Annotated in this window: 6 protein-coding genes; 1 reads left to right on the plus strand and 5 read right to left on the minus strand. The window is 53.7% G+C overall.

Annotation, left to right across the window (positions count from 1 at the left end):
• The 4 genes from DBO31_RS09505 to DBO31_RS06080 all read right to left on the minus strand — a co-directional run.
• Positions 1 to 313, minus strand: a 313-nt coding sequence (locus DBO31_RS09505) for an aminotransferase class V-fold PLP-dependent enzyme (protein ID WP_369907346.1), incomplete at its 3' end; no start/stop codon positions are given.
• A 48-nt stretch (positions 314 to 361) separates the two neighbouring features.
• Positions 362 to 1,654: an adenylosuccinate lyase gene (gene purB, locus DBO31_RS06070; protein WP_150824696.1), complete on the minus strand. Its 1,293-nt coding sequence runs from the start codon at positions 1,652 to 1,654 to the stop codon at positions 362 to 364.
• A 105-nt stretch (positions 1,655 to 1,759) separates the two neighbouring features.
• A complete protein-coding gene (locus DBO31_RS06075; protein ID WP_150824697.1) occupies positions 1,760 to 3,493 on the minus strand; it encodes a proline--tRNA ligase in 1,734 nt (577 codons plus the stop codon).
• Positions 3,494 to 3,565: 72 nt separating this feature from the next.
• Entirely contained in the window at positions 3,566 to 4,957 is a 1,392-nt protein-coding gene (locus tag DBO31_RS06080; protein ID WP_150824698.1) for an NAD(P)/FAD-dependent oxidoreductase, read from the minus strand.
• A 219-nt stretch (positions 4,958 to 5,176) separates the two neighbouring features.
• On the opposite strand from DBO31_RS06080, the gene DBO31_RS06085 reads away from it, so the two are divergent.
• The gene (locus DBO31_RS06085; protein WP_059076331.1) at positions 5,177 to 5,617 is read left to right on the plus strand and encodes a hypothetical protein; all 441 of its coding nucleotides are present in this window, start codon (positions 5,177 to 5,179) and stop codon (positions 5,615 to 5,617) included.
• A gap of 115 nt (positions 5,618 to 5,732) precedes the next feature.
• Here the strand turns inward: DBO31_RS06085 and DBO31_RS06090 are convergent.
• A partial coding sequence (locus DBO31_RS06090) for a thiamine pyrophosphate-dependent enzyme (protein ID WP_234995416.1) occupies positions 5,733 to 6,776 on the minus strand: 1,044 nt, incomplete at its 5' end.

The following is a 6,776-nucleotide window of genomic DNA, read 5'->3' on the forward strand; positions in this document are numbered from 1 at the left end:
GGCCTTTTACCTGCTCTTTGGCCTCCAGCACCAGTTCATACGCCCGCAGGGAATACCCGTGGGCGCCACGGGACGGATTGCCATACAGGCCGCTATGAAGCACTTCGTACACCGCCTCAGCAACAGCCGGCGGCTTCTGTACCGTCGTAGCCGCATTGTCAAAATAGTACATAGTACACCTCCGGGATAGATAGTTTGATGTTTGATGTTTGATGTTTGACGAAGAAACTGCCGTTCGCAGGCTATTAAACCGGTTCGTCTGGCGGCCTCTCTTTTTTATACAAAAACGGGGAGCTGCCGGCATCTGTAACATGCTGCAGCTCCCCTCTTTCTTATATTGTATCGTCTATAGCCGGCTGGATCAGATGCCGAAGCGGGCGAAGATAGTATCGACATGGCGGAGCATCTTGTTGACGTCGACGCAGCCTTCGATTTCTTCTGCCGTCATATATTTCTTTACGTCTTCGTCTTTCTTCAGGTTTTCCAGGAAATCTTCCCCTTCGAGCCAGCGTTTCATGGCATTGCGCTGTACCCAGCGATACGCCTGTTCGCGGACGGCGCCTTTTTCTACGAGCGTGTTGAGGATGATCGGGCTGTAGATAAGGCCGCCGGTCAGGTTGAGGTCCTTCATCATCTTGTCAGGATATACGAGGAGACGGTCGATGACGCGGGTAAAGGTCTGGAGCATGTAGTCCAGGGCAATGGTGCTGTCCGGCAGGATAACCCGTTCGACGGACGAATGGGAGATATCCCGTTCATGCCAGAGAGCGACATCTTCCAGGGCTGCCTGGGCATTGCCGCGGATGACGCGGGCCAGGCCGCACATGCGTTCACACGTAATGGGATTGCGCTTGTGGGGCATGATGGACGAGCCCTTCTGTTTGGGGCTGAAATATTCTTCTGCTTCCCGTACTTCTGTCCGTTGGAGATGACGGATTTCCGTTGCCATCTTGTCGATGGAGCTGGCGATGACGGCCAGAGTCGTCACGTATTCGGCATGGCGGTCACGCTGCAAAGTCTGGGAAGAAATCGGAGAAGCTTCGATGCCCAGGTGTTCGCAGACGTATTTTTCAACGAACGGGTCGATATCGGCATAGGTACCGACGGCGCCGGAAATCTTGCCGACGGCGATGGTCTTTTTGGCGTGTTTCATGCGGTCGATATCCCGTTCGATTTCAGCCATCCAGTTGCATAATTTCAGGCCGAACGTAGTCGCTTCGGCATGGATTCCATGAGTACGGCCGATACAGGGAGTGTATTTGAATTCGACGGCACGGCGGCGCAGGACGGCATGGAAGTTTTCCAGGTCCTTGATGAGGATATCCGATGCCTGTTTGAGCATGTAGCCCAGTGCCGTATCTTTGACATCGGTCGATGTCAGGCCGAGATGGACATACTTGCCGGCTTCGCCGATATTTTCAGACAACGTGGATACAAAAGCGGCAATGTCATGATGGGTTTCGGCTTCGATTTCATGGATGCGTTCTACCGTAAAAGCAGCTTTTTCGCGGATTTCCTTCGCCGCTTCCTTTGGGACGTTCCCCAGTTCAGCCTGGGCTTCGCTGGCCAGGATTTCTACTTCTTTCATAGTATTCCATTCATTGTATTCAGCCCAGATCTTACCCATTTCTTCTTTTGTATAACGTTCTATCACGAGTATCTCTCCTTTGAACAGATGTATATTGGAAATAAGCTTACGCTTTATTATACACCATCCCTGCCGCCAGAGCCATAGGAAATAGCGCAGGAACAGCAGTTCTTACATGTTTTTGCTGCGCAGATCCGAAAGGATTTCCTGTACCCGTGTCAGGGCCTGTTCCTTGGCTACGACTTCTTTTTCGCCCGTCCGGCGGACCTTGATTTCGACCGTGCCGTTATTCTTCGTATCTTTGCCGATGACGACCTGGACAGGGTAGCCGATGAGGTCTGCGTCGTTGAATTTGACACCGGCCCGTTCCTTGCGGTCATCGAGAACGACGTCAGAGGAAACGGCCATAAACTGTTGGTACAAATCCTGTGCGTAACCGGCCAGTTCTTCATCTTTCATGTTGAGCGGCAGGATGACTACTTCATACGGAGCAATGGCTACCGGCCACATGATGCCTTTATCATCGTGGAACTGTTCGATGGCAGCGGCAATGGTGCGGGTGACGCCGATGCCGTAGCAGCCCATGTAGAACGGTTTGGCCTTGCCGTCCTGGTCGAGGAAGGTAGCGTGGAGGGATTCGGAATACTTGGTCCCCAATTCAAATACCTGGCCGACTTCGATGCCGCGCATGATATGTACCGGCGCGCCGCAATGAGGGCAGGCATCGCCTTCGACCATCAGGCGGATAGTGGCCACCGTGACGTTTTTGAAATCCCGGTCCGGATTGACATTCTGGTAATGATACCCGGCTTTATTGGCACCGGTGACGCCGTTAGGCACATTCATAGCCGTCGGATCGACGAGGACGAAGAACGTTTCATTATCGGGCGTATCGGCACCGATGGGGCTCATATAGCCCGGCTGCAGGCCGTGGGCCTTCAATTCATCTTCCGTCGCCGGTTCGATGGCATTGCCGCCAACGAAATTCTGGACGGCTACATCGTTGACTTCGTGATCGCCGCGGACCATGCAGAGGACCGTCTTTTCTCCGTCGATAGTGAAGGCTACGGCCTTGATTGTCTTTTCTACGGGAATCTTCATAAAGGCTGCCAGTTCTTCAATGGTAGAGCAGCCCGGCGTTTCGATGAGTTCCAGATTCTTTGCGTCTTCTGCTGCCATCGCAAGGGCTGCCGGTTCAGCCTTTTCAATATCTGCCGCGTATTCGCACTTCGGGCACGATACGACTTCCGCCTCCCCTGCTTCGGCCAGGGCCATGAATTCGTGGGTATGGCTGCCGCCGATCTGGCCGCTGTCGGCTTCGACAGGCTTGAAGTTCAGGCCGCAGCGGGTAAAGATGCGCGTGTAGGCATCGTATTCATCCTGATAGCTCTTGTGCAGTCCTTCGGCATCGACGTCAAACGAATAGGCGTCTTTCATGACAAATTCACGGCTGCGCATGAGGCCGAAGCGGGGACGGATTTCATCGCGGTACTTATTCTGCATCTGCCAGAGGGTGACCGGCAGCTGCTTGTACGAGCGCAGTTCGTTGCGGACCAGCGTCGTAATCAGTTCTTCGTGGGTCGGTCCCAGACAGAAATGATTGCCATGACGGTCTTCCAGCTTGAACATTTCCGGTCCGTAGGCGTTCCAGCGTCCCGATTCATGCCAGATTTCTGCCGGCTGCATGATGGGCATCATGATTTCCTGTGCGCCGATTCCGTCCATTTCTTCGCGGACAATGGCTTCGATTTTCAGCTCAACCCGCCGTCCCAAGGGCAGGAACGAATACAAACCGCCGCCGTTCTTGCGGATCATACCGGCTTTTAACATATACTGATGGCTGGCGATTTCTGCTTCTGCAGGGATTTCGCGCAGCGTCGGGCAATATAACTTCGATGCTAACATGAATGACATCCTCCTCGTATGGTATAGATCAAAATCTCTATCTTTTCATTGTATCGTCTCTCTGGCGCCGCGTCAATGATGCCGCGTGCGCGACAGGATTTCCTGGCCTACGGTGACACCAGCTGCCGATGCCTGTACGAGGCCACGCGTGATACCGGCCCCGTCACCGATGGCAAAGAAATTAGGAATCTTCGTTTCCAGTTTATTGTTCAGTTCCAGGCGGTTAGAATAGAATTTCACTTCCACGCCGTACAAGAGTGTGTGGCGGGAATTAGCTCCCGGCGCTACCTTATCCAGGGCTTCGAACATTTCCTTGATATCCAGCATATGGCGGTACGGCAGGACCAGAGACAAATCGCCCGGTGTCGCGCTGGGCATGGTCGGCCGCACGAGACCGCGGCGGATCCGTTCCGGCGTCGAGCGGCGGCCGTCGAGGAAATCGCCCAGACGCTGTACGATGACGCCGCCGCCAAGGATATTGGCCAGGCGGGCGATGTACTTGCCGTAGCGGATCGGTTCGTGGAACGGTTCAGTGAATTTCTTGGAAACGAGAATGGCGAAATTCGTGTTTTCACTGCGCTTGTGAGCATAGCTGTGGCCATTGACCGTCAAAAGGCCGTCGTTGTTTTCCGTGACGACAAAGCCATAGGGATTCATGCAGAACGTCCGGATGCGATCATCAAAGGACTTGCTGAAATATATGAGTTTCGATTCGTAGACGATATCCGTGATGGGTTCAAAGATTTCCGCCGGCATTTCGACGCGGACGCCGATATCGACGGCATTGGATGTCAGGGACAGGCCCATCTGTTCTACTTCGCCGACGAACCATTCCGACCCTTCCCGGCCCGGCGCGGCTACGAGGTACTGGCAGCCGTAGAGCTGGCCGTCGATGATGACGCCCCGTACTGTGCCGTCTTCAACGACGATGTGTTCCACCGCCGTATCGGACAGGATATCCGCCTTACCATCGAGGAAATCGCGCATATTCGTCAGGATCTGGGCGTTGACGTCTGTTCCAAGATGACGGATCCGGGCCGGGATGAAGCGCAGGTCGGCCGCAGCTGCCCGGCGCTGGATGCGGCGGATTTCTTCAGGATTTTCATCACCGTACACCTTGCGGTCGGCCCCGCCGAACCGGCAGTACACTGAATCGACATAGCGGATTTTTTCCGCCAGTTCCGCTTGGGACATATAGTCGTCGAGATTGCCACCAAACTCCGTCGTCAGCGTCAGTTTGCCATCACTGAACGCACCGGCACCGCCCCAGCCGCAGACGACATTGCGCACCTTATCCTTGGCCAGGGCCTGCGGATTACGGCTCGTGGCGATCCGTTCGCGGATATCCTGCCCCTTTTCCACCATAAGGATCCGGTACCCTTTATCTGCCAGCTCCAGAGCCGTAAAAATCCCGGCCGGACCGGCACCGATAATAATGACATCATAATTTTTTACAGCTTTCATCGATTCCGCCTCCCAAATAAAAACGCCCTCACGGGATGACCGTCAGGGCGTCATGAATTCGGTATAAGTTATCCTCGTTCAGCGTACCATATAGGAGAGCCGATGTCAATAAACGCAGCCCGTCTGCCTGCCGTCCGGCAAAAAAATCTGCCCATCGCCAGAGATGGCGGCAAAAGGTAAATATGCTATAATAAGAAAGAACTTAAAGGAGGTGATTCCATGGCACGTCATCGCAACCGGGACGCCCGTACCTACGAAGAAGAAGACAAACAGGACATCCGCCGGCAGGAAGGCATTTTCCTGTGCACTCTCTTCCTCATGGTACTGCTGCTCGTCTCACTTTACTTCCAGCTGAGCGTTCTCGCCATCGGCATCGTCACGGCAGCGCTTATCCTCTCGACTATCGGTTTTTATATCCATTACAAAGAATTCTTTTCCATGCGCGACCGCGGACAGCGGACGGTCAGTGTCCTTATATCCATGTACGGCAGCCTTATACTGACCCTCATCTGTGCCTGGTACTACGTACAGGACGAACCGCTCACACTGGATTACGCTCTGGTATTCCTGTTCGGTTTCTTCTTCTTTACCTTCATGGTCTACCGCAGTATCAGCCGCTACCTCGTCGTAGGTAACAAACGCCAGCGGATCAAAGGGTAGGCTGAAAGAATCAATCCAATATAGCAGATACCCCCGGGGATTTCCCCGGGGGTATCTGTGCTCATAAACACAAGAGTGTATGTATCATTAAGCTTTACAGCTCATGACGCCTGTGTTATTTTTCATCATAGGCTTTCGTCAGGCGTACATATCCTTCATACCGTTCTTTGGCATCCTGTTCCGTCTTTTCAAACAGAGCTTCTGCCGTATCCGGGAAGGTGCGTTTCAAGGAAGCGAACCGTGTTTCGCCCATGAGGAAATCGCGGAAGTTTGCTGTTGGCGGTTTCGAATCGAGTGTGAACGGGTTCTTGCCCTGTTTCTTGAGTTCCGGATTGTATCTCCACAGATGCCAGTATCCGGCTTCGACAGCCCGTTTTTCTTCCAGCTGGCTCTGTCCCTGGCCTACTTTCAGACCATGGTTGATGCACGGTGCATAGCCGATGATCAGAGACGGACCTTTATAGGCTTCTGCTTCTTTCAGGGCTTTCAGGAACTGATTCTTATCAGCACCCATAGCAACCTGAGCTACATAGATATATCCGTACTGGGCTTCCATCATGCCCAGGTCTTTCTTCTTCGTCTTCTTGCCGGAAGCTGCGAACTGGGCAACAGCTGCTGTCGGCGTTGCTTTGGAAGCCTGGCCGCCCGTGTTGGAATATACTTCCGTATCGAATACGAGGACGTTGATATCCTGACCCTGGGCCAGTACGTGATCCAGGCCGCCATAGCCGATATCATAAGCCCAGCCGTCGCCGCCGAAGATCCACTGGCTACGTTTGACGAGGAACTTCTTCATTTCATATACCTGTTCCAGAGCCGGCTTGCCTTCTTTTTCCTGTTCCAGCAGAGCGATGATAGCATCGGAACGCTGCCGCGAGCCTTCGCCTTCCAGTTTATGTTCTTTCCAGTCCTTGAATGCTTCCTGCAGCTGCGGGCTGGCAACGTCCATAGCGTCGTCCATATATTTTTCCAGGAGCTTGCGTTCGGCCTGTTCTGCCAGCATCATGCCAAAGCCATATTCGGCGTTATCTTCGAACAGGGACGTAGACCATGCCGGGCCATGACCCTGGGCATTCTTCGTATAACCGCAGTCCGGAGCACTGCCGCCCCATACGGAGGAACAGCCGTGAGCATTGGCAACCATCATGCGATCGCCGAA

It is taken from the genome of Megasphaera sp. DJF_B143 (assembly GCF_900320625.1).
Lineage (GTDB): Bacteria > Bacillota > Negativicutes > Veillonellales > Megasphaeraceae > Megasphaera > Megasphaera hexanoica.